We start from the raw sequence: 20,957 nt of genomic DNA, 5'->3' as shown, positions 1-20,957 counted from the left end.
GCACCTGTCACCGCACCTCGATGAACGTCCCCGCGTCCCGCCCGGGCCGCGGTCGCGGTTCCTCCGCGGGATGCCCGACCGCCACCGCCCCCATCGGGTCCCAGTCCGCGGGCAGCTCCAGCACCTCGCGCACCACGTCCCGGCAGAACATCGTCGACGACACCCATGCCGAGCCCAGCCGTTCCCCGGCCAGCGCGACCAGGAGATTCTGCACGCCGGCGCCCGCGGCGACCACGAACATCTCCCGCTCGGCATCGTCCCGCCGCGGGTCGCCGTACGTGTGCGAGCCGTCCATGACCAGGCAGGGGACGACGAGGTAGGGCGCGTTGCGCAGGACGTCCCCGCGGCGGACCCGCTTGGCGATGGACTCCTCCGTCTTGCCGTCCCGCCGCAGATCGGCGATCCACGCGTCCCGCATGGCGTCGAGCAGGCGCGTCCGCGACTCCCGCGACTCCAGGAGTACGAACCGCCACGGGGTGGTGTGGTGCGGTGCCGGCGCTGTCACGGCGGCGGCCACGGCCCGGCGTACGGCACCCGTGTCGACGGGTTCGTCCGTGAAGGCCCGGACCGTGCGCCGCTGGGTCACGGCCAGCCGGACCGCCTCGGATGTGCCGAGGCGGAACATGTCGTCGCGGGCGCCGCGGACCATGGCCCGCGCTCCCTCGCCGCCGTCGCCCTCCGCCACCAGGTGCGTGAGCCCGCGCACCACGGCGACGGGGAGCCCCGCGGCCTTGCCCTTGACGAGGTCCCCCGCGGCGGCGAGTTCATCGGCCGTGGCGACGACGGTGGCGCTGAGCGGATTGCCGTGAGCGTCCGTGCCGCCGCGCAGATCGTCGAGCACGCGCACTCCGGCGGCGCCGATCGCGACATCCGTCAGCCCGGCGCGCCAGGGCCGCCCGAACGTGTCGGTCACGATCACCCCGACGTCGACGCCGAGGGCGTCCCGCAGCCCGTCGCGAACGGCGCGGGCGGAGGCGTCCGGGTCCTCGGGCAGCAACAGCACCGTCCCGGACGGGGTGTTGGACGCGTCGACCCCGGCCGCGGCCATGACCAGGCCCTGCCGGTTCTCCACGATCCGCAGGCCGCCGCGACGGGCGACCACCCGTACGGTCTCCGCGTCGATCGCGGCCTCCCGGTCGGCGGCCGGGACGATCCGGCCCTCGGCCTTGGACACGATCTTCGAGGTGACGAGCAGCACGTCCCCGTCGGCCAGTCCGGGCTCGGCGGCCGCGATCAGCTTGGCCAGATCGTCCCCGGCCGCGACCTCCGGTATCCCGCGCACGGCCCACACCCGGTACCCGTCGGCGCCCCGCTCCTCGCCGGTGACCTCGGTGCTCACGCCCCCCGCACCTCCTCGGCCAGGGCCAGCGCCTCCCGGGCCATGCGCGCGGTGGCGTCGGTGTCGCTCATCATCAGCGGTACGGCCCGGCAGCGGATCCCGGCCGCCTCGACCCGCTCCACCGCGCCCGCGTCCACCGAGTCGACGAGCCATCCGTCCAGCAGGCCCGAGCCGTAGTGCTCGGCCACCGCCGTCGCGGTCGACTCGACCCCCACGGCGGCGAGCACCTTGTCGGCCATGCCCCGCACGGGCGCGTCACCGACGATGGGGGAGAGGCCGACGACCGGCACCCCGGCGTCGGCGATCGCCTCCCGGACGCCGGGCACGGCGAGGATCGTGCCGATCGACACGACCGGGTTGGACGGCGGGAAGAGGATCACGTCCGCCTCGGCGATGGCCTCCAGAACACCCGGCGCGGGCTTCGCCTGGTCGGCTCCCACCGGCACGACCGCCCGGGCGGGCACCGAGGCGCGCAGCCGCACCCAGTACTCCTGGAAGTGGATGGCCTTGGTCTCGCCGTCGATCTCGACGGCCACGTGCGTCTCGACGCGGTCGTCGGTCATGGGGATCAGCCGCACGCCCGGCTTCCAGCGGTCGCACAGCGCCTCCGTCACCGCGCTCAGCGGGTACCCGGCGCCGATCATCTGCGTCCGCACGATGTGCGTGGCGAAGTCCCGGTCACCCAGGCCGAACCACTCGGGCCCGACGCCGTAGCCCGCGAGCTCCTCCTTGAGGTGGAAGGTCTCGTCGGCGCGACCCCAGCCCTGCTCCTCGTTGATGCCGCCGCCGAGCGTGTACATCACCGTGTCGAGGTCCGGGCAGACCTTCAGCCCGAAGAGGTGGATGTCGTCCCCGGTGTTGCCGATGACCGTGATGTCCGCGTCCGGGACGGCACGCTTCAGACCACGCAGGAACCGGGCACCGCCGATGCCGCCTGCCAGAACCACAATGCGCATGGGAGCCAGTCTTGCAGGCGCCCGCGACAAGCGGTCGGCGCCCGCGACATCCGGTCGACCGCCTACGGCATCCGGTCAGGCGGTCAGAGCACCCGGTACGGTCCGGGCCTCGCAGTGCGGGGCCGTGTGCATCGGCATCTCGGTGAGGCCCGGGTAGTAGACGTGCAGGCTCACCGCCGGCTCCAGTGCGTCGTTCACCACCTCGTGCACGTACCCCGGCGCGAACACACGCTGCGCGCCCTCGCGCAGGGCGCGCGTGCCCCGCTCCGTGCGCTCGGTCAGCGTGCCCTCCAGGACGGTCAGCACACCGGAGGAGCGGCCGTGGTCGTGCAGCCCGCTGCCCTGCCCGGGCACCCAGGACAGCAGCCACACCTCGTAGCCCGGGCCGGTGCGCAGCCGGTGGTACCAGCGGCTGACCGCGTCGTAGCGGACGAGGTGCTCCCACTGGGAGCGGTCCTCGGCGAGGGAGCGGGCCAGTCCGACGAACTCGGCGACGGTGGCCGGGTGCTCGCGCGGGGTCTGGAGGAGGTGGGTGACTTCGAGGATGTCACCGGCGATCTGGAGGTCGCTGTCGCTGTTCATGGGGGTGCGTGGTTCCTCAGTGGCAGAAGGTCAGAGGGAACGGGAGCCGAGAGACGGGTGGCTCGGCCTTCAGCTGGAGCGGGTGTGGCTCAACAGCTGGGACAGCAACAGCTACAGCGAGCGCGGGCAGCACCGTGGGACCCGGCGGTGCGGGTCGAGGTGGCTGCCAAGTTCGCGAGCATGCCCACAAGGACACCGGTTCACACCTTCACTGTCAACTCGACACCCGGTATGTGGGATGTGGTTCACCTCATCCGGTCGATCGCTCAGATGAAAGGTTTGTTCATGGCCCGCCCGGGACACATGGCGTCCAACCGGGCGCACAAACCCCGTTGCGTAGTCGTGATCCGACTGTGATCCGTTTCGCTTCGACGTGCGTGTCGGAACGAGATCGAACTCCTGGGCGTCCTTCCCTGTAGAGGTCTGCGAGGGGTCCGGCGGACGACGTGAGCCCTCAGGGGCTCCGTCTGTGTGTCAGGTTTTATGGTGATTTGAACACTTTCCGCATGGGCTTGGTTCCGCAGAGTGAATAAGGGGCTCAATAGCAGATCTCGGCTTGACTCGCCCGGAGCAGCACACTTGTAATTTCACTCGTGTCGTTCAGCCGGAATCGGTAACGGCTAGATCACGGGGACGCGAAAGACAGACGAGGGGCGCACATGACCGAGACGGTGCAGCAACTGCTGGTCGACGACGCGGACGAGGAACTCGGCTGGCAGGAGCGCGCGCTGTGCGCCCAGACCGACCCCGAGTCCTTCTTCCCCGAGAAGGGCGGCTCGACCAGGGAGGCCAAGAAGGTCTGCCTCGCCTGCGAGGTCCGCTCCGAGTGCCTCGAGTACGCCCTCGCCAACGACGAGCGATTCGGCATCTGGGGCGGCCTGTCCGAGCGGGAGCGCCGCAGGCTGAAGAAAGCGGCCGTCTGACCCCCACCCCGGTTCGTGAACGGCCCGTCGCCCCTGGGTTATCCACAGGCGGCGGGCCTCTTGCCGCGCAGCCGATAGTGTGGTCGCTCGTCCGAGACACCGCGCCGCCCCCACCGGGCGCAGGCGTCCACCGCAGTCCACCGAACCGGGGCCCGTACCTCGATGTCCGTGCACAGCCACCCGGCAGCCCATCACGACACCGCTGCCACACCTGAGTTCCCGCGTCATGTGGTGACCGCGGTCCTCGTCTCCCACGACGGCGCCCGCTGGCTGCCCGACGCGCTCGCCGGACTGCTCGGTCAGGAGCGGCCCGTCCAGTACGCGATGGGCGCCGACACCGGCAGCTCGGACGCCTCCGCACAGCTGGTCACCGACGCGCTCGGCGCCGATCGGGTGCTGCACCTCGCCCGCCGTACCGGCTTCGGCCAGGCCGTCGAGGAGTGCGACCGCACCGCACCGGTCCTCACCCCGGACGAACTGCCGTACCTGAAGCGCCCCAGCGGCTGGGACCCGGTCACGCGCTCGTGGCGCGACGACGCCTACGACCTTCCCGAACTGCCGCACGGCGAGCCGGTGCAATGGCTGTGGCTGCTGCACGACGACTGCGCCCCGGACCCGGACGCCCTGGCCCAGCTGCTGCGGGTCGTGGACAACGAGTACGAGCTGGGCCGCGAGGACGTGGCCGTCGTGGGCCCCAAGCTCCGCGGCTGGTACGACCGGCGCCAGCTGCTGGAGGTCGGCGTCTCCATCGCCAACTCCGGCCGCCGCTGGACCGGCCTGGACCGCCGTGAGCAGGACCAAGGCCAGCACGACCACGTCCGGACCGTGCTGTCGGTGTCCACCGCCGGCATGCTCGTCCGCCGCGACGTCTTCGAACAGCTCGGCGGATTCGACCGCCACCTGCCCCTCATGCGCGACGACGTCGACCTGTGCTGGCGCGCGCACGCGGCCGGCTACCGCGTCCTGGTCGCCCCCGAGGCGGTCGTCCGTCACGCCGAGGCCTCCAGCCGCGAGCGCCGCACGGTCGACTGCGTGGGCCGTACCGCGGCCTCCCCGCACAAGGTCGACAAGGCCGGCGCCGTCTACACCCTGCTCGTCAACGCGCGTACGGCCGTGCTCCCCTGGGTGATGCTGCGCATCGTGCTCGGCACCCTGCTGCGGACCGTGGCCTACCTCGTGGGCAAGGTCCCCGGACAGGCCGTCGACGAGATCCGCGGCCTGGTGAGCACCCTGCTCAGGCCCGAGCGGATCCTCGCCGGGCGGCGCGGCAGAGGCGCACCCCGCATCGACAAGGGCGAGCTGCGGGCCCTGTTCCCGCCGCCCGGCGCGACCGTCCGGGTCACCGTCGAGCAGGTCGCGAGCAGCCTCGTCGGCCGCTCCGACCCGGAAGTCGCCGCCGGCGCGGGACGGCACGGCGGCGCCGTCGAATCGGGTCCCGGTGGCGACGACGCCGACTTCCTGGAGATCGAGCAGTTCGCCCGGCTCAAGCGCGTCGCGCGCAAGCCCGGCCCGGTGCTCTTCCTGGTGCTGCTGCTCGTCTCCCTGGTGGCCTGCCGCCAGCTCCTCGGCGGCGGCGCGCTCGCGGGCGGCGCCCTGCTGCCGGCCCCGGCCGACTCCGGCGAGCTGTGGGCGCGCTACCTGGACGCCTGGCACCCGGTCGGCGCCGGCGGCACCTCGCCCGCGCCGCCCTACCTCGCGCTCGTGGCGATGCTGGCGTCCCTGCTGTTCGGCTCGGCCGGTCTCGCCGTCACGCTCCTGCTCGTCTGCTCGGTGCCGCTGGCCGGCGTCACCGCCTACTTCGCCTCCCGCCCGCTCGTCGAGTCCCGGCTGCTGCGCGCCTGGGCGGCCGTCGTCTACGCCTTCCTGCCCGCCGCCACCGGCGCCCTCGCCGGCGGCCGTATCGGCACCGCCGTCCTGGCCGTGCTGCTGCCGCTCATCGCCCGCGCGGGCATCGCGGCCGGTGGCCTGACGAACGCCGGCGGTGCCCGCGGCAGCTGGCGCGCCACCTGGGCGTACGCGCTGCTGCTGACCATCACCACCGCCTTCACGCCGATCGTGTGGCCGATCGCGCTGCTCCTCGGCATCGGAGTGCTGGTGCTGCGCCGGACCGACATCACGGCCTACGGGCTGCGGTTCCTGGCTCAGCTCGGGACGCCCCTGCTGCTGCTCGCGCCCTGGTCGCTGACGCTGCTCCCGTTCGGCTTCCTGAAGGAGGCGGGCCTGGAGTACGGCGCCTCCGCGGCCTCCCCCCTCGGCCTGCTCGGCGCCAGCCCCGGCGGCCCCGGCACCGTCAGCGGCCTCATGCTCTTCGGCATCGTGCTGGCCGCCCTGGCCGCCCTGGTGCGCTCCGAACGCCAGGCGGGCATCTGGACGGCCTGGACGGTCGCCCTGACCGGCTTCGTCTTCGCGGTCCTGGCCAACGGCTCCGCCTGGGCCGGCCCGGCGACCCTTGTCTACGGCATCGCCCTCCTGGCGGCCGCCGCGCTCGGCGCCGACGGGGCACGCGCGCGCGTGGCCGAGCAGAGCTTCGGCTGGCGCCAGCCGGTCGCCGTGCTGATCGCCTTCGCCTCGGCGGCCGGCCCGTTGCTCATCGCCGCCGGCTGGATGATCCGCGGCGCCGACGGCCCGCTGGAGCGGCGCGACGCGACCCAGGTGCCCGCGTTCGTCGCCGAGGAGAGCGGCACCCACGACCAGGCCCGCACCCTCGTCCTCGACAGCGACTCCGGCGCCCGCGTCGGCTACATGCTGGTCCGCGGTTCGGGCGCCCGCCTCGGGGACGGCGAGATCGCCGCGGCCGACGGCGAGAACGGCAGGCTCGACAAGGTCGTCGCCAACCTGGTCGCCGGTTCCGGCGCCGACCAGTCCGACCAGCTCGGTGGCTTCGCCGTGCGCTACGTCCTCGTCCACCAGGGCGCCCCCCGCGAGGTCACCCGCGTCCTGGACGCCACACCCGGTCTGACCCGGCTCAGCCAGCAGGACGGCGGCGCGCTGTGGCGCGTCAACCGGGAGGTCGCGCGCGCCACGATCGTGCCCGCCTCCGGATCCGGCACCCCGCGACCCGTCGCCGCCGGGCCCGTCGACATCCACACCACGATCCCGGCGGGTGCCGGCGGACGGGTGCTGCGCCTCGCCGACTCCGCGTCCGACGGCTGGTCCGCCACGCTCGACGGCAAGCCGCTGACCCGCACCACGGTCGACGGCTGGGCGCAGGGCTTCGAACTGCCCGCCGGCGGGGGCAGGCTGGACGTCACGTACGACGACCCGATCGGTCACACGGCCTGGCTGTGGGCCCAAGGGCTCCTCGCCCTCGTCCTCGTGGTGCTCGCCCTGCCCGGCCGACGCCGTGACATCGACGACGACCTCCCCGAGGAGCCGGCCGTCCCGGCCGAGGCCGTCGCCGGCGAGGGCCGCCGCGCCCGCCGCCTGCGCGCCCAGGCGGAAGCCGAGGCCGAGGAAACCGCCGGACCCGAGGAGTTCCCGCCCCCGCAGCCGGAGCAGCAGCCGGCGGCGGTGCCGCAGCAGAACCACGGCGAGTGGGACAACACCGCCTACCAGGGCGGCCCGTACGCGGGTTACGGCGACCAGTACCAGAACGCCCCCTACCCGGCGGACGCCTACGGACAGCAGTACCAGGCGGCCCCGTACCAGGGCGGCCAGTACGACCCGTACGCCTACGGCGGCCAGGACCAGGCCCAGGTCGCGCCGTACGACCAACAGGGCTACGACCAGGCCTACCAGCAGGGCTACGGCACGCCCTACGACCCGGCGCAGCAGCACCACCCCCACGGCACGGGCAGTGAGCGTCCCGACGGGAGCCAGCAGTGAACCGCACCATCCTGTCCCTGATCGCCGGCGCGACCGCGCTCGCCGCCGTCACCGGCTTCGCCGCGCTGTCCCAGCCGGACGCCCCGGCCCCGGACACCGCCGCCGAGGCGGCCGCCCAACTGCCCGTCGAGCGCACGAGCCTGCTGTGCCCGGCGCCCAGCACGTCCGACCTCGCCGAGACGTCCTACACGTCCTTCACGCCCGTCACGAAGGGCACCGAGAGCGGCGGCAAGGCCGAACTGCGGGCGGCCGCCCAGAAGTCGGCCGACGGCACCGACAAGGGCAAGGGCGAGGACGACGGGAAGTCCGGCCAGGACAAGCCCGCCGAGCCCGTACTGACTCCCCGGCAGCCCGGCAAGCCGGTCACCGGCGACAGCTCCGGCGGCGACGCGCCCGCGCTCGTCGGAACCGCGGACGGCGGGTTCGCACCCGGCTGGACGGTCCAGGAGACGACCGAGGTCGCCGCGGGAACCGGGCGTGGCCTCCAGGGCGTCAACTGCACCGCTCCGGACACCGACTTCTGGTTCCCCGGCGCCAGCGCGGACGCCGACCGCACCGACTACGTCCACCTGACGAACCCCGACGACTCGGCCGCCGTGGTCGACATCGAGCTCTACGGCAAGGACGGCGCCCTGAAGTCCGCGGTGGGGGAGGGCATCACGGTCCAGCCGCACTCCAGCGAGCCGGTCCTGCTGTCCACCCTCGTCGACGAGCGGCAGACCGACCTCACCGTGCACGTCAACGTCCGCAGCGGACGCGTCGGCGCCGCCGTGCAGGCCCTGGACGACAAGCTCGGCGGCGACTGGCTGGCCGCGTCCACGGACCCCTCGGGCAGCCTGGTCCTGCCCGGCATCCCCAAGGACGCCACCTCCGTGCGCCTGGTCGTCTTCACCCCCGGCGACGCCGACGCCGACCTGAAGGTGCGCCTGGCGTCCCCCTCCGGGCTGATCACCCCGGCCGGGCACGAGACGGTGCACGTCAAGGCCGGCATGACGTCCGCCACCGACCTGGGCGAGGTCACCCGCGGCGAGGCGGGCTCCCTGGTGCTGTCCCCGACGGACCGGTCCGTGCCGGTCGTGGCGGCCCTGCGGGTCGTCCGCGGCAAGGGCGACAAGCAGGAGACGGCGTTCATCCCGGCCACCCGCCCCGTCGGCACACGCGCGACGTCCGCGGACAACAGCGGCAAGGGCAGCACGCTGTCCCTGACGGCCCCCGGCGCCGCCGCCACGGTCAAGGTCACCGCCTCGGCCGGCAGCGAGGGCGGCACCCCGGTGTCGAAGACGTACACGATCAAGGGCGGCACGACCCAGGACATCGAACCCCCGACCCCCGGCGGCCTGAAGGGCACCTACGCGCTCACGGTCGAGCCGGTCTCCGGCGGCCCGGTCTACGGGGCCCGCACCCTGGCGGTGACCGAGGGCGGTGTCCCCGCCTTCACGGTGCAGACGCTGCCGGACGACCGGGGGACGGTGGCCGTACCGGAGGCGGACGAGGACCTGTCGGTGCTCCAGAAGTAGCACTGCCCGCCGGCGTCCGTCTCAGCCCTGGTCCTCGCCATAGCGCGGATCCACCGTCTCCGGCGTCAGCCCCAGCAGTTCGGCGACCTGCTCGACGACGATCTCGTGCACCAGCGCCGCCCGCTCGTCGCGCCCCTTGGTGCGGATCTCGACCGGCCGCCGGTAGACGACCACGCGCGCGGGGCGGCCCTCGCGCGCGCCGATCGTGCCGCCGAGCGGTACCGCCTCGTCGTTCCAGGCGTGGCCGGGCCCGTCGAGCCGGGGTACCTCCAGAACCAGGAAATCGATGTCGGCGAGCTGCGGCCACCGCCGCTCCAGGCGCTCCACGGAGTCCTGCACCAGATCGGCGAACGCGTCCGCACGGCTCGCGGCGAGCGGCACCTGCGGCGGTGCGATGGGGCCGCGCATGCCCCGTCCGTGGCGATCACGGCGGCGGGGCCCGGGGGCGGCGGCACGGGGCGTTACGGGCTTGTCCATCACTGGTGAAGGGTAGTCCCCGCCGCGCCCCGGCGCCCGGCACCGCACGGCGGCACGGACGGCTTCCGGCCGACCTGCTGGGCGTGTCGTCACATGACCGTTCAAGCCAAGATTGGGCTCAAATCCGTATCCGCCGAGACCGGTGAGCACACGGCAATTGAGGGTTTTGTGACGACTCTTATCTGCTCGCGGGACCGTTCGGCACCCCGGACGGCGATGTCCGAGCAGGTCGGCGAGGTGCGCCCGAAGGAGTGTGTGGGACGTTTCACAGCACGACACGGTGGGGTGACCTCGTGGAGAGTCGTCGCGGCCCGCTCAAGAGTGCGGTACCGTCCAACATCGTGAGCCCTGTACGTCGCTGTTCGCGCACCGCTTGCGGCCGTCCCGCCGTCGCGACGCTGACGTACGTCTACGCCGACTCGACCGCGGTCCTCGGCCCGCTCGCCACCTACGCCGAACCCCACTGCTACGACCTGTGCGCCGAGCACTCCGAGCGCCTCACCGCCCCGCGCGGCTGGGAGGTCGTCCGGCTTCTCGACGGTTCGGCCCCCGCCCGCCCCAGCGGCGACGACCTGGAAGCGCTCGCGAACGCCGTCCGTGAGGCGGCCCGTCCGCAGGAGCGGGCGGCCGAGGCCGGCGGCGGAGGCCGCAGGGCCGACCCGATGGAGGTCGCGCGCCGCGGACACCTCCGCGTCCTGCGCTCGCCCGACAACTGACCGCGTCCGCGATTCCCCCACCAGCACCCCACTGACGTCGACTTGGCGCGGACATGATTAATCCGGTGTTGGGGGCATCGCATCGTCGTCGGCCGGAGCGCCCCGTCACGGGCTGGACGCTGCCCTGACCTGAGGTTACGGCTGTGAGTCCTCTTGGCGTCCGCCCAGCGCGCTGTCGGTGGGCGAGGGTAGTTTGTGCGGACCGACAGTACTTTTCAGGAAGGTTGGCCGTGGCTGCTGATCTGTCGCAGGTCGTGAAGGCGTACGACGTACGCGGGGTCGTTCCCGACCAGTGGGACGAGTCCCTCGCCGAGCTCTTCGGAGCGGCCTTCGTGCGGGTCACCGGCGCGAGCGCCATCGCGACCGGGCACGACATGCGGCCCTCCTCACCGGGCCTGTCGCGTGCCTTCGCGCGCGGGGCGGCCGCGCTCGGCGCGGACGTGACGGAGATCGGCCTGTGCTCGACCGACCAGCTGTACTACGCCTCGGGCGCGCTGAACCTGCCGGGCGCCATGTTCACCGCCTCCCACAACCCGGCGCAGTACAACGGCATCAAGATGTGCCGCTCGGGAGCCGCCCCGGTCGGCCAGGACACCGGCCTCGCGCAGATCCGCGAACTGGTCGAGGGGTGGAGCGAGTCGGGCGCCCCCGAGCCGGCCGCCGAGGCGGGCACCATCACCGGCCGCGACACCCTGCCGGACTACGCGGCACACCTGCGCTCCCTGGTCGACCTGACCTCCATCCGCCCCCTGAAGGTCGTCGTCGACGCGGGCAACGGCATGGGCGGACACACGGTCCCCGAGGTCTTCGCGGGCCTGCCCCTGACGCTGGTCCCGATGTACTTCGAGCTCGACGGCACCTTCCCCAACCACGAGGCCAACCCCCTCGACCCCGCCAACCTCGTCGACCTGCAGAAGCGGGTCCGCGAGGAGGGCGCCGACCTGGGCCTCGCCTTCGACGGCGACGCCGACCGCTGCTTCGTCGTCGACGAGCGGGGCGAGCCGGTCTCCCCTTCGGCGATCACCGCCCTGGTCGCCACCCGCGAACTGGCCCGGCACGGCGGCAAGGGCACGATCATCCACAACTTGATCACGTCCTGGTCCGTCCCCGAGGTCGTCGAGGAGAACGGCGGCAGCCCGGTCCGCACCCGCGTCGGCCACTCCTTCATCAAGGCCGAGATGGCCCGCACCGGCGCGATCTTCGGCGGCGAGCACTCCGCGCACTACTACTTCCGCGACTTCTGGAACGCCGACACGGGCATGCTGGCCGCCCTCCACGTCCTGGCGGCCCTCGGTGGCCAGGACGGTCCCCTCTCCTCCCTGGTCGCCCGGTACGACCGCTACGCCGGCTCCGGGGAGATCAACTCCACGGTCGCGGATCAGCAGGCCAGCCTCGCCGCCATCCGTTCCGCGTACGGGGCCCGCGAGGGCATCACCCTCGACGAACTCGACGGCCTCACCGTCTCCGCCGCCGACTGGTGGTTCAACGTCCGTCCCTCCAACACCGAACCGCTGCTGCGCCTGAACGCGGAGGCCAGGGACGCCGGGACGATGGCCAGGGTGCGCGACGAGGTGCTGGCCATCATCAGGGGCTGAGGCCCCGCCCCCACCGGCGGTAATCTGACCAGGCACGACCCCAAGCGCCCGTACCTCGGAGGAAACCCCTATGCCCCTCGAATCCGGCCTCCTCGAGATCCTCGCCTGCCCGGCCTGCCACGCCCCCCTCACCGAGCAGGACAGCGAACTGATCTGCACCGGCGCCGACTGCGGCCTGGCCTACCCCGTCCGCGACGGCATCCCCGTCCTCCTCGTCGACGAGGCCCGCCGCCCCGCGTGACCGAGGGACGCACGCACCCGCGCGCGCCCGTACGCACCGCGCGACCCCTCGGCGCACATAGCTCCCGGCACAGCGGGCACGATCCAGGACACCTCATAACGGACCCCGGCGATGGGAAGCTTCCGCCCATGCTCGACGAATCGATGCTCGACTCCCCGGAGGGCCTCGCCGAGGCCGACCACCGCGGGCTTCTCCGCGGCGCCGCAGAAGCCGGTGCCCGCGTGCGCACAGCCGTCCGCCACGCCGCCGAGGCGGGCGTCAACGACCTCAAGCCGGACGGCCGGCCCCGCGCCGTCCTCATCGCCGGCCCGGGTGCCGCCGCCACCCACGCCGCCGACCTCATCGGCACCCTCGCCGGCGCCGGAAGTCCGGTCACCCGCCTCGCCCCCACCGGCGTCGCCCCCGCCGCGGGCGCCCTGCGCTGGGAAGTGCCCGGCTGGGTCGGCTCCGTGGACCTCCTGCTGATCACCACCCCGGACGGCACCGAACCCGGCCTGTCCCTGCTCGCCGAGCAGGCCTACCGCCGGGGCTGCACCGTCGTCGCCGTAGCCCCCGCCCGCACCCCGCTCGCCGAAGCCGTCGCCGGCGTGCACGGCCTGTTCGTCCCCATGGCGACCGTCCCGTACGACCAGGACGAGCCCCTCGCCGCGTCCGCCCCCGGCGTCCTGTGGGCCCTGCTCACCCCGCTGCTGGCGCTGCTGGACCGTGCGGGCGTGCTCGACGCCCCGCCGGACGTCCTCGACAAGGTCGCCGACCGCCTCGACCGCGTCGCCGAGCGCTGCGGCCCCGCCATCGCCACCTACAGCAACGCCGCCAAGACCCTGGCCGCCGAGCTCGCCGACGCGCTCCCGGTCGTCTGGACCGAGGGCACCTCGGCCGGACCCGCGGGCCGCCGCTTCGCCGCCGCCCTCGCCGAACTGTCCGGCACCCCCGCGGTCGTGGCCGAACTGCCCGAGGCCCTCGCCGCCCACGGCGCCCTGCTCGCCGGCCCGCTGGCCGCCAGCGCCGACCCCGACGACTTCTTCCGCGACCGCGTCGAAGAACCGCCCGCCCTGCACGCGCGCGTGGTACTGCTGCGCGACCGCCCCATCGGCGGCCTCACCGCCGCCCCCGGCGCCCGCGACCTCGCGCTCAGCCACGACACACCGATCAGCGAGCTGGAACCGGAGGAGGGCGGCGAACTGGAGACCCTCGCGGAACTGATCGCCATCACGGATTTCGCCGCCGTTTACCTGGCGCTCGCTTCGAGGGCCTGATCTTGCCCGGGACACCCTGACGCGCCCGCGTCCCGCACCCCGCAGAGAGAACCCCATGGACCGCCTCGACAACACCATCCGCCCCTACGCCTGGGGTTCCCCGACCGCCATCCCGCAGTTGCTCGGCGTCGAACCGACCGGCGAGCCGCAGGCGGAGATGTGGATGGGTGCCCACCCGGGCGCACCCTCGCGCACCGGCCGGGGCACGCTCGTCGAGGTCGTCGACGCCGACCCCGAGAAGGAACTCGGACCCGCCGCCGTCGCCAAGTTCGGCCCCCGGCTGCCCTTCCTCCTCAAGATCCTCGCCGCGGGCGCCCCGCTCTCCCTCCAGGTCCACCCCGACCTCACGCAGGCGCGGGAGGGCTACGCGGACGAGGAGCGGCGGGGCATCCCCGGGGACGCCCCGCACCGCAACTACAAGGACGCCAACCACAAGCCCGAACTGATCTGCGCCCTCACCGAGTTCGACGGCCTGTGCGGCTTCCGCGACCCGCTGCAGGCCGCGGCCCTGCTCGACGACCTGGGCGTCGACTCCCTCAAGCCCTACGTCGACCTGCTGCACGCCCACCCGGAGGACGCCGCCCTGCGCGAGGTCCTCACGGCGATCCTCACCGCCGCCCCCGACGAGATGTCCCGCACGGTCGCGGACGCGGCCACCGCCTGCACCCGCCTCGGCGGCGCCTACGCCCCCTACGCCGACATCGCCCACCACTACCCGGGCGACCCCGGCGTCATCGCCGCGATGCTGCTGAACCACGTGCGGCTCCAGCCCGGCGAGGCCCTCTACCTCGGCGCCGGCGTCCCGCACGCCTACCTCGACGGCCTCGGCGTGGAGATCATGGCCAACTCCGACAACGTCCTGCGCTGCGGCCTGACCCCCAAGCACGTCGACGTCCCCGAACTTCTGCGCATCGTCCGCTTCCGCCCCAGCGACCCCGGCGTCCTGCGCCCGGAGGCCTCCCCGGACGGCGAGGAGGTCTACGAGACCCCCATCGACGAGTTCCGCCTCTCCCGCTACGTCCTCCCCGAGGCGGGCGCCGCCCACGACCTCACCCGCCCGACCCCGCAGATCCTGCTCTGCACGGCCGGCGCCGTCCGGGCCGGCGAGCACGACCTGGCCCCCGGTGAGTCCGTCTTCGTCCCGGCCGGAGAAAGGGCCGAAGTGTCCGGAACGGGAACACTTTTCCGGGCCACGGTCGTCGCCTGACCGTTTCGACGGCCCCGTGCTGGTGACCTGACTCACCGCTGCCGCGGCGGGCTGCAACAATGGCCCACCGTCAAGCACGGGCAAAGCCAAGGGCGCCCACCAAGGCGGGCGTCCGGCCCCTGAAACGGCGTACGAAGGGACAACGCGAACAAATGAGCGCGTCAGGCGGCACCAAGGCGATCGTGGCGGCACTGGTCGCCAACCTCGCGATCGCGGTAGCGAAGTTCGTGGCGTTCCTCTTCAGCAACTCGTCGTCGATGCTCGCCGAGTCCGTGCACTCGCTCGCCGACTCCGGCAACCAGGCGCTGCTTCTGGTCGGCGGCAAGAAGGCCAAGCGCGAGGCCACCCCGCAACACCCCTTCGGCTACGGCCGTGAGCGCTACATCTACGCCTTCCTCGTCTCCATCGTGCTTTTCTCGGTCGGCGGCATGTTCGCCCTCTACGAGGGCTACGAGAAGATCAAGCACCCGCACGAGCTGACGAACTGGTACTGGCCGGTCGGCGTCCTCGTCTTCGCGATCATCGCCGAGACGTTCTCCTTCCGCACGGCCATCAAGGAGTCCAACGCCGTGCGCGGCCGCCGCTCCTGGAAGGAGTTCGTCCGCCACGCCAAGGCCCCCGAGCTCCCGGTCGTCCTCCTGGAGGACCTCGGCGCCCTCGTCGGTCTGTTCCTCGCCCTCGGCGGCGTCGGCCTCGCCCTGCTCACCGGCAACAGCGTCTGGGACGGCATCGGCACCCTCTGCATCGGCATCCTGCTCATCCTGATCGCCCTGGTCCTCGCCGCGGAGACCAAGTCGCTGCTGCTCGGCGAATCCGCCGGCTTGGAGGAGACGCAGAAGATCGAGGCCGCCGTCGTCGACGGTGACACCGTCACCCGCATCATCCACATGCGCACGCTCCACCTCGGCCCCGAGGAACTCCTCGTCGCCGCCAAGATCGCCGTTCGGCACGACGACACGGCCACCGAGATCGCCGCCGCCATCAACGCCGCCGAGGCCCGCATCCGCGAAGCCGTCCCGATCGCCCGCGTGATCTACCTCGAGCCGGACATCTACAGCGAGCGGGAAGCCGCCAAGGGTCCCGACCCCGAGGCCTCCCCGGGCGGCCCGGCCCCCCACCCCGCCGAGCACTGACCCCTTCCCCTCCGGCCCACGGGGCCCGCCGAACCACGCGGCGGGCCCCGTCCGGCTTTCCCGGCCCTCACCACCTCGCATCGCCCCCCACCCGGCCCGTCGCCGCCCACCCGGCATCCGCCCGGCATCCGTCCCGTCCCCTCCCCCGATCCGTCACATGATCGGCTCGATGTGTTTCCCGGCGGACTGGGGATCGCGCCCGCCCCCGGTGTAGCTTGGGACGAAGCCAGACGTCGCTGCTGATGGCGGTCGGGCGGTCCCACCGCGGACCGGCCGAGGGAGAGAGGGCCTCCGACGGACTGCGCTGCGCGCACGCGGGCATGCCTGTGTCCTCTTTCGGGCACCCTGTGTCCGCCGCCGCGCAGACCAGCCGTACCCACCTCGACCCAAACCCCGAGGAGCAGCTCGCAATGACGACTGTCGAGAACCGACAGGACTTCAAGGTCGCCGACCTCTCCCTGGCCGAGTTCGGCCGCAAGGAGATCACCCTCGCCGAGCACGAGATGCCGGGCCTGATGGCGATCCGCAAGGAGTACGCCGAGGCGCAGCCCCTGGCCGGCGCCCGTGTCACCGGCTCCCTGCACATGACCGTGCAGACCGCCGTGCTCATCGAGACCCTGGTCGCCCTCGGCGCGCAGGTCCGCTGGGCGTCCTGCAACATCTTCTCCACCCAGGACCACGCGGCCGCCGCCATCGCCGTCGGCCCGAACGGCACCGTGGACAACCCCCAGGGTGTCCCGGTCTTCGCCTGGAAGGGCGAGACGCTGGAGGAGTACTGGTGGTGCACCGAGCAGGCGCTGACCTGGCCGGACAGCCCCACCGGCGGCCCCAACATGATCCTGGACGACGGCGGCGACGCCACCCTCCTCGTCCACAAGGGCGTCGAGTACGAGAAGGACGGCAAGGTCCCCTCGCCCGACACCGCCGAGTCCGACGAGCACCGCGTCATCCTCGAACTGCTGAACCGCACCATCACGGACGGCTCGCAGAAGTGGACCCAGCTGGCCTCCGAGATCCGCGGTGTGACCGAGGAGACCACGACCGGCGTCCACCGCTTGTACGAGATGCAGCGTGACGGCGTCCTGCTGTTCCCGGCGATCAACGTCAACGACGCCGTCACCAAGTCGAAGTTCGACAACAAGTACGGCTGCCGCCACTCGCTCATCGACGGCATCAACCGCGCCACCGACGTCCTCATCGGCGGCAAGACCGCGGTCGTCTTCGGCTACGGCGACGTGGGCAAGGGCTGCGCGGAGTCCCTGCGCGGTCAGGGCGCCCGCGTGATCGTCACCGAGATCGACCCGATCTGCGCCCTCCAGGCCGCGATGGACGGCTACCAGGTCGCGACCCTCGACGACGTCGTCGAGACGGCCGACATCTTCATCACCACGACCGGCAACAAGGACATCATCATGGCCTCGGACATGGCCAAGATGAAGCACCAGGCCATCGTCGGCAACATCGGCCACTTCGACAACGAGATCGACATGGCGGGCCTTGCCAGGATCCCCGGCATCGTCAAGGACGAAGTCAAGCCGCAGGTCCACACCTGGACCTTCCCCGACGGCAAGGTGATCATCGTCCTGTCCGAGGGGCGCCTGCTGAACCTGGGCAACGCCACCGGTCACCCGTCGTTCGTGATGTCCAACTCCTTCGCGGACCAGACCCTGGCCCAGATCGAGCTGTTCACCAAGCCCGACGAGTACCCGACCGGCGTCTACGTGCTGCCCAAGCACCTCGACGAGAAGGTCGCCCGCCTCCACCTCGACGCGTTGGGCGTGAAGCTGACCACCCTGCGCCCGGAGCAGGCCGAGTACATCGGCGTCCAGGTCGAGGGCCCCTTCAAGCCGGACCACTACCGCTACTGAGCCGAGCGGCACCACTGCCGGTCAGTCACCCACTGGCCGGATCTCCGAGGCAGGCCCCCGCACCCCCGTGCCGGGGGCCTGCCCCGTTCGACCGGCCGGCGACCGGCCCCGCCCGTCAAGACCCAGGACCCTCATGCCCCGCGGCCGTTATTCGCTCCACGATCCGCACGATCACACCCCCCTCGCGGAAGAGCACTTCCAGTGCGCCCCCGGCCCCTCCGGCTGGCGCTACGTCTCCCAGCTGACCACTCCCTCGGGCGGTCACCACGGCTCCGTCGACCTCACCCTCGACGAACTCGGCCGCCCTCTCCGCCTCGAACTCCACGCCGCCGCCTGGCAGGTGCGCGGCGCCGCCCTCGACGGCGTCACCTGGGTCCGCTCCGACCCCACCGGAACCGAGGCCACCGAAGGCAATGTGCCAGCCCACGCCTTCACCGGCACATCCCCGGCATTCCTCGTGGCCACCGCCCGTCTTCTGCGCCTCACCCCCTCCGCGGCCACCCGTGTACGCCTCGTCGCCTTCACGGACCCGGTCCTCGCCCCCCGCACCGTGGACCAGTCCTGGACCTTGCTGAACAGCGAAGCACACGCCACTGACAACGGCCTTCTGACCGTGGACGAATACCAGGTCACAGCCCTGGACACGGGCGAGCAGCACACCGTCCACCTGGCCGGGGACGTGGTGCTCGCGGCACCCGGCATCGAGCTCGAGGACCTGGAGACACCACCCTCGGTGTTCACCTGAACAGGCAACCGCCCCGGAGCAGCCGACGGCCCCGCCCCCAACTAGGCCGGCGGCACGAACCCGGTACGGGGCCGCTCGCTCGCGGGAACCTCGGCCGACTCCCCGGACCGGCCCCCGCCGGACGGTTCCGACACCACCTCACGCACCCCGGCAGACGGTCCGGCCGATCCATGAGAAGCCGGAGGAGCGGTCGCCGCCTCAAGCCCACCCTCTGCCTGCGCCACGGTCGGGGCCTTCGATCCGCTCGTGACCGGAGCGACGGTGGCGGACGTCGCCGAACGGGCCGCATCGTTTCCGAAAGCACGGCGGGCCTCCCGCGCCTGCCGTTCCTGCACGACTGCCGCCAGATAGGCCGCCGGCGGCACCCCCTGCGGCACCGGAGCACCCGTACGCGCCGCCAGATCCGACGCCAGCCGCTCCGCCATCGACCAGCCCACCTGCGGATCCAGTTGCTGCATGCGCGTCAGGTACTGCCGGACGGCGAGCCACAGCCCGTCGGGCACCGCGGACAGATCGAGCCCCGAGAACCGCCCCGACAGCCAGGGAGGCGGAGGCGGCACGAAACCGGTCCGCGTGACCGGGAGCCGTTCCCGTACGACGAGCGTCCCCGCGAACACATCACCCAGCCGACGCCCGCGCGCCGACACGAACGAGGCGATGCAGGCGACGACCCCGAGCGTCATGAGGATCTCGATCACCCCGATCAAGCCCCTCACCAGCGCATGCCGGAACCGGATCGGGCCCCCGTCGTCCCGCACCACACGCAGCCCGCACGCCATCTTCCCGAGCGACCGCCCGTGACTGAGCGTCTCCACCGCGATGGGCCCGCCCACCAGCACCAGAACGAACGTCGCGATCGACAGCGCCGCCTGCGCCGACTCGTCGAGGGAGGCCGTGGAAACGACCACCGCGATGGTCACCGCGACGTAGACCGCCAGTGCCGCCACCAGATCGAGCAGCACGGCCAACGCCCTGCTGGGCAGCCTCGCGGGGCGCAGCTCCAACGCCACAGCCTCACCCGTCACCAGCTCACTCACGCCCGCCGCCCTTCCCCTGCCCTGCCTCCGACAGGGCCAGTCTGCCAAGCTGGGGGCGCATCGCATCGCAGTACGACAAGCTGATCCATGACGAGCTGCCGACGACCAGCCGAGGAGCAGGCACACCGATGGACCTCGACGTCTTCGTCTCCGCCCACCGAGCGGAGTGGGATCGCCTCGAAGCCCTGCTCCGCCGCCAGCGCCGCCTCAACGGCGCCGAAGCCGACGAACTCGTCACTCTCTACCAGCGCACTGCGACGCATCTCTCCCTGATCCAGTCCAGCGCCCCCGACCCACAGCTCACCGGCCGGCTCAGCCAGCTCGTGGCACGCGCGCGTCATGCCGTGACAGGCACCCGACGCGCCTCCTGGCGTGACGTCACGCGCTTCCTGACCCAGGGTTTCCCCGCCGCCGTCTACAAGTCACGGCACTGGTGGGTGCCCACGGCGCTCCTGTCCACGGCCGTCGCAGCTCTGCTGGGCTGGTGGATCGGCACCCATCCCGAGGTGCAGGCCTCGATCGCGGCTCCCGGCGAACTACGCGAGCTCACCCGCCCCGGCGGCCAGTACGAGACGTACTACTCCAGCCACCCGGCGGCCAGCTTCGCCGCCCAGGTCTGGACGAACAACGCCTGGGCCGCCGCGTTGTGCCTGATCCTGGGAGTCTTCCTGGGCCTCCCCGTCATCTGGATCCTCTTCCAGAACATGCTCAACCTCGGCGTCGGCGTGGGCCTGATGTCCTCGGCCGGCCGCCTCGACACGTTCCTCGGCCTGGTCCTCCCGCACGGCCTCCTCGAACTGACCGCCGTCTTCGTCGCAGCCGGCACCGGCCTGCGCCTGGGCTGGACCCTCATCGACCCCGGCCCCCGGACACGGCGCACGGCTCTCGCGGAAGAAGGCCGAGCCGCCATAGGCATGGCCATAGGCCTCGCCCTCGTCCTTTTCGTCTCCGGTGCGATCGAAGGGTTCGTCACTCCGTCCGGCCTCCCCACGTGGGCCCGCATCAGCATCGGGGTCGTCGCCGAAGCGGCGTTCCTGGCCTACGTCTACGTCCTGGGCGGTCGTGCCGCCCGTGCGGGGGAGACCGGCGACGTCGAGGCTGCGGAGCGCAGCGCGAGCGTCCCGACAGCAGCTTGATCGCCCCGTGACCGCCGGATGTGCGACGCCCTCCGTTCAGCTGCTAGTCTCCTCTTCGCCCCGCAGGAGCCGTTGACACGGCGAGCGTGGGGAGGTAGATTCGAACAGTTGCCTGGAGATGGGCTCAAGGCCCGGACCAGCACAGTGAACATCTATCCGCTTCTTGAAACGCTGATTTCATTGAAGCCCCTCCCGATGAATCGGAAATGAGTGGCCGGTCAGTCCGGCCCGGAACTTCTGATAAAGTCGGAGCCGCCGGAAAGGGAAACGCGAAAGCGGAAACCTGGAAAGCGCCGAGGAAATCGGGTCGAGAAAAGATCTGATAGAGTCGGAAACGCAAGACCGAAGGGAAGCCCGGAGGAAAGCCCGAGAGGGTGAGTACAAAGGAAGCGACCGTTCCTTGA

The 20,957-nt window shown here is 72.2% G+C and carries 17 protein-coding genes; 12 read left to right on the top strand and 5 right to left on the bottom strand.

The genetic code is table 11. The features are described from left to right. Positions 1-7 precede the first annotated feature (7 nt). The 3 genes from QNO09_RS36955 to QNO09_RS36945 all read right to left on the bottom strand — a co-directional run bounded on the left by QNO09_RS36955 (position 8) and on the right by QNO09_RS36945 (position 2,877). Complete coding sequence (locus tag QNO09_RS36955; protein ID WP_283974613.1) at positions 8-1,339, bottom strand: coenzyme F420-0:L-glutamate ligase; 1,332 nt, start codon at positions 1,337-1,339, stop codon at positions 8-10. Beyond that, a complete protein-coding gene (cofD, locus tag QNO09_RS36950) occupies positions 1,336-2,295 on the bottom strand; it encodes a 2-phospho-L-lactate transferase (protein ID WP_283974612.1) in 960 nt (319 codons plus the stop codon). The genes QNO09_RS36955 and cofD overlap by 4 nt, the downstream gene beginning before the upstream one ends. Positions 2,296-2,370: 75 nt before the next feature. Further along, positions 2,371-2,877 carry a cysteine dioxygenase gene (locus QNO09_RS36945; protein ID WP_283974611.1) on the bottom strand — a complete coding sequence of 169 codons (507 nt, stop codon included), beginning with the start codon at positions 2,875-2,877 and terminating at the stop codon, positions 2,371-2,373. 659 nt (positions 2,878-3,536) lie between these two features. Here QNO09_RS36945 and QNO09_RS36940 point away from each other — a divergent pair. From QNO09_RS36940 to QNO09_RS36930, 3 genes are all read left to right on the top strand, one after another. After that, positions 3,537-3,800: a WhiB family transcriptional regulator gene (locus QNO09_RS36940; protein ID WP_010034659.1), complete on the top strand. Its 264-nt coding sequence runs from the start codon at positions 3,537-3,539 to the stop codon at positions 3,798-3,800. Between the two features lie 162 nt (positions 3,801-3,962). Then, positions 3,963-7,625: a glycosyltransferase family 2 protein gene (locus tag QNO09_RS36935; protein ID WP_283974610.1), complete on the top strand. Its 3,663-nt coding sequence runs from the start codon at positions 3,963-3,965 to the stop codon at positions 7,623-7,625. Next, positions 7,622-9,142, top strand: a complete 1,521-nt coding sequence (locus QNO09_RS36930) for a DUF5719 family protein (RefSeq protein WP_283974609.1) — start codon at positions 7,622-7,624, stop codon at positions 9,140-9,142. Before QNO09_RS36935 ends, QNO09_RS36930 begins: the two co-directional genes overlap by 4 nt. Before the next feature lie 21 nt (positions 9,143-9,163). Here the strand turns inward: QNO09_RS36930 and QNO09_RS36925 are convergent, their stop codons facing one another. Next, positions 9,164-9,619 carry a metallopeptidase family protein gene (locus tag QNO09_RS36925; protein WP_283974608.1) on the bottom strand — a complete coding sequence of 152 codons (456 nt, stop codon included), beginning with the start codon at positions 9,617-9,619 and terminating at the stop codon, positions 9,164-9,166. A 293-nt stretch (positions 9,620-9,912) separates the two neighbouring features. Here QNO09_RS36925 and QNO09_RS36920 point away from each other — a divergent pair, with 293 nt between their 5' ends. The 8 genes from QNO09_RS36920 to QNO09_RS36885 all read left to right on the top strand — a co-directional run bounded on the left by QNO09_RS36920 (position 9,913) and on the right by QNO09_RS36885 (position 18,380). Continuing rightward, positions 9,913-10,335 carry a DUF3499 domain-containing protein gene (locus tag QNO09_RS36920; protein ID WP_283974607.1) on the top strand — a complete coding sequence of 141 codons (423 nt, stop codon included), beginning with the start codon at positions 9,913-9,915 and terminating at the stop codon, positions 10,333-10,335. Between the two features lie 230 nt (positions 10,336-10,565). Continuing rightward, complete coding sequence (locus QNO09_RS36915; protein ID WP_283974606.1) at positions 10,566-11,930, top strand: phosphomannomutase/phosphoglucomutase; 1,365 nt, start codon at positions 10,566-10,568, stop codon at positions 11,928-11,930. A 70-nt stretch (positions 11,931-12,000) separates the two neighbouring features. Further along, positions 12,001-12,171 (top strand): Trm112 family protein, encoded by a 171-nt coding sequence (locus QNO09_RS36910; RefSeq protein WP_283974605.1) that lies wholly within the window; start codon positions 12,001-12,003, stop codon positions 12,169-12,171. Positions 12,172-12,299: 128 nt separating this feature from the next. Beyond that, positions 12,300-13,427: an SIS domain-containing protein gene (locus tag QNO09_RS36905; protein ID WP_283974604.1), complete on the top strand. Its 1,128-nt coding sequence runs from the start codon at positions 12,300-12,302 to the stop codon at positions 13,425-13,427. Positions 13,428-13,482: 55 nt separating this feature from the next. After that, positions 13,483-14,634 (top strand): mannose-6-phosphate isomerase, class I, encoded by a 1,152-nt coding sequence (manA, locus tag QNO09_RS36900; protein WP_283974603.1) that lies wholly within the window; start codon positions 13,483-13,485, stop codon positions 14,632-14,634. A gap of 152 nt (positions 14,635-14,786) precedes the next feature. Continuing rightward, positions 14,787-15,767, top strand: a complete 981-nt coding sequence (locus QNO09_RS36895; RefSeq protein WP_283974602.1) for a cation diffusion facilitator family transporter — start codon at positions 14,787-14,789, stop codon at positions 15,765-15,767. A gap of 410 nt (positions 15,768-16,177) precedes the next feature. Beyond that, positions 16,178-17,635 carry an adenosylhomocysteinase gene (gene ahcY / locus QNO09_RS36890; protein ID WP_283974601.1) on the top strand — a complete coding sequence of 486 codons (1,458 nt, stop codon included), beginning with the start codon at positions 16,178-16,180 and terminating at the stop codon, positions 17,633-17,635. Between the two features lie 133 nt (positions 17,636-17,768). Further along, on the top strand, positions 17,769-18,380 hold the full coding sequence (locus tag QNO09_RS36885; protein ID WP_283974600.1) for a hypothetical protein: 612 nt from the start codon (positions 17,769-17,771) through the stop codon (positions 18,378-18,380). 41 nt (positions 18,381-18,421) lie between these two features. On the opposite strand, the gene QNO09_RS36880 is transcribed toward QNO09_RS36885, so the two are convergent. Continuing rightward, positions 18,422-19,417: an RDD family protein gene (locus QNO09_RS36880; protein WP_283974599.1), complete on the bottom strand. Its 996-nt coding sequence runs from the start codon at positions 19,415-19,417 to the stop codon at positions 18,422-18,424. A 128-nt stretch (positions 19,418-19,545) separates the two neighbouring features. Here QNO09_RS36880 and QNO09_RS36875 point away from each other — a divergent pair, with 128 nt between their 5' ends. Beyond that, positions 19,546-20,553, top strand: coding sequence for a stage II sporulation protein M (locus tag QNO09_RS36875; RefSeq protein WP_283974598.1), 1,008 nt, complete (start codon positions 19,546-19,548; stop codon positions 20,551-20,553). The last annotated feature ends 404 nt before the right edge of the window (positions 20,554-20,957 follow it).

It is taken from the genome of Streptomyces sp. 378 (genome assembly GCF_030124145.1).
Classification (GTDB): domain Bacteria; phylum Actinomycetota; class Actinomycetes; order Streptomycetales; family Streptomycetaceae; genus Streptomyces.
The sequence above is the reverse complement of the archived record's forward strand: the minus strand, read 5'-3'. Positions and strand labels throughout refer to the sequence as shown.

Excerpts from the sequence above, each read along its gene's own strand:
- cofD (WP_283974612.1), bottom strand. The coding sequence starts at position 2,295 with ATGCGCATTGTGGTTCTGGCAGGCGGCATCGGCGGTGCCCGGTTCCTG.
- QNO09_RS36945 (WP_283974611.1), bottom strand. The coding sequence starts at position 2,877 with ATGAACAGCGACAGCGACCTCCAGATCGCCGGTGACATCCTCGAAGTC.
- QNO09_RS36940 (WP_010034659.1), top strand. The coding sequence starts at position 3,537 with ATGACCGAGACGGTGCAGCAACTGCTGGTCGACGACGCGGACGAGGAA.
- QNO09_RS36935 (WP_283974610.1), top strand. The coding sequence starts at position 3,963 with ATGTCCGTGCACAGCCACCCGGCAGCCCATCACGACACCGCTGCCACA.
- QNO09_RS36925 (WP_283974608.1), bottom strand. The coding sequence starts at position 9,619 with ATGGACAAGCCCGTAACGCCCCGTGCCGCCGCCCCCGGGCCCCGCCGC.
- QNO09_RS36910 (WP_283974605.1), top strand. The coding sequence starts at position 12,001 with ATGCCCCTCGAATCCGGCCTCCTCGAGATCCTCGCCTGCCCGGCCTGC.
- QNO09_RS36905 (WP_283974604.1), top strand. The coding sequence starts at position 12,300 with ATGCTCGACGAATCGATGCTCGACTCCCCGGAGGGCCTCGCCGAGGCC.
- manA (WP_283974603.1), top strand. The coding sequence starts at position 13,483 with ATGGACCGCCTCGACAACACCATCCGCCCCTACGCCTGGGGTTCCCCG.
- QNO09_RS36895 (WP_283974602.1), top strand. The coding sequence starts at position 14,787 with ATGAGCGCGTCAGGCGGCACCAAGGCGATCGTGGCGGCACTGGTCGCC.
- ahcY (WP_283974601.1), top strand. The coding sequence starts at position 16,178 with ATGACGACTGTCGAGAACCGACAGGACTTCAAGGTCGCCGACCTCTCC.
- QNO09_RS36885 (WP_283974600.1), top strand. The coding sequence starts at position 17,769 with ATGCCCCGCGGCCGTTATTCGCTCCACGATCCGCACGATCACACCCCC.
- QNO09_RS36875 (WP_283974598.1), top strand. The coding sequence starts at position 19,546 with ATGGACCTCGACGTCTTCGTCTCCGCCCACCGAGCGGAGTGGGATCGC.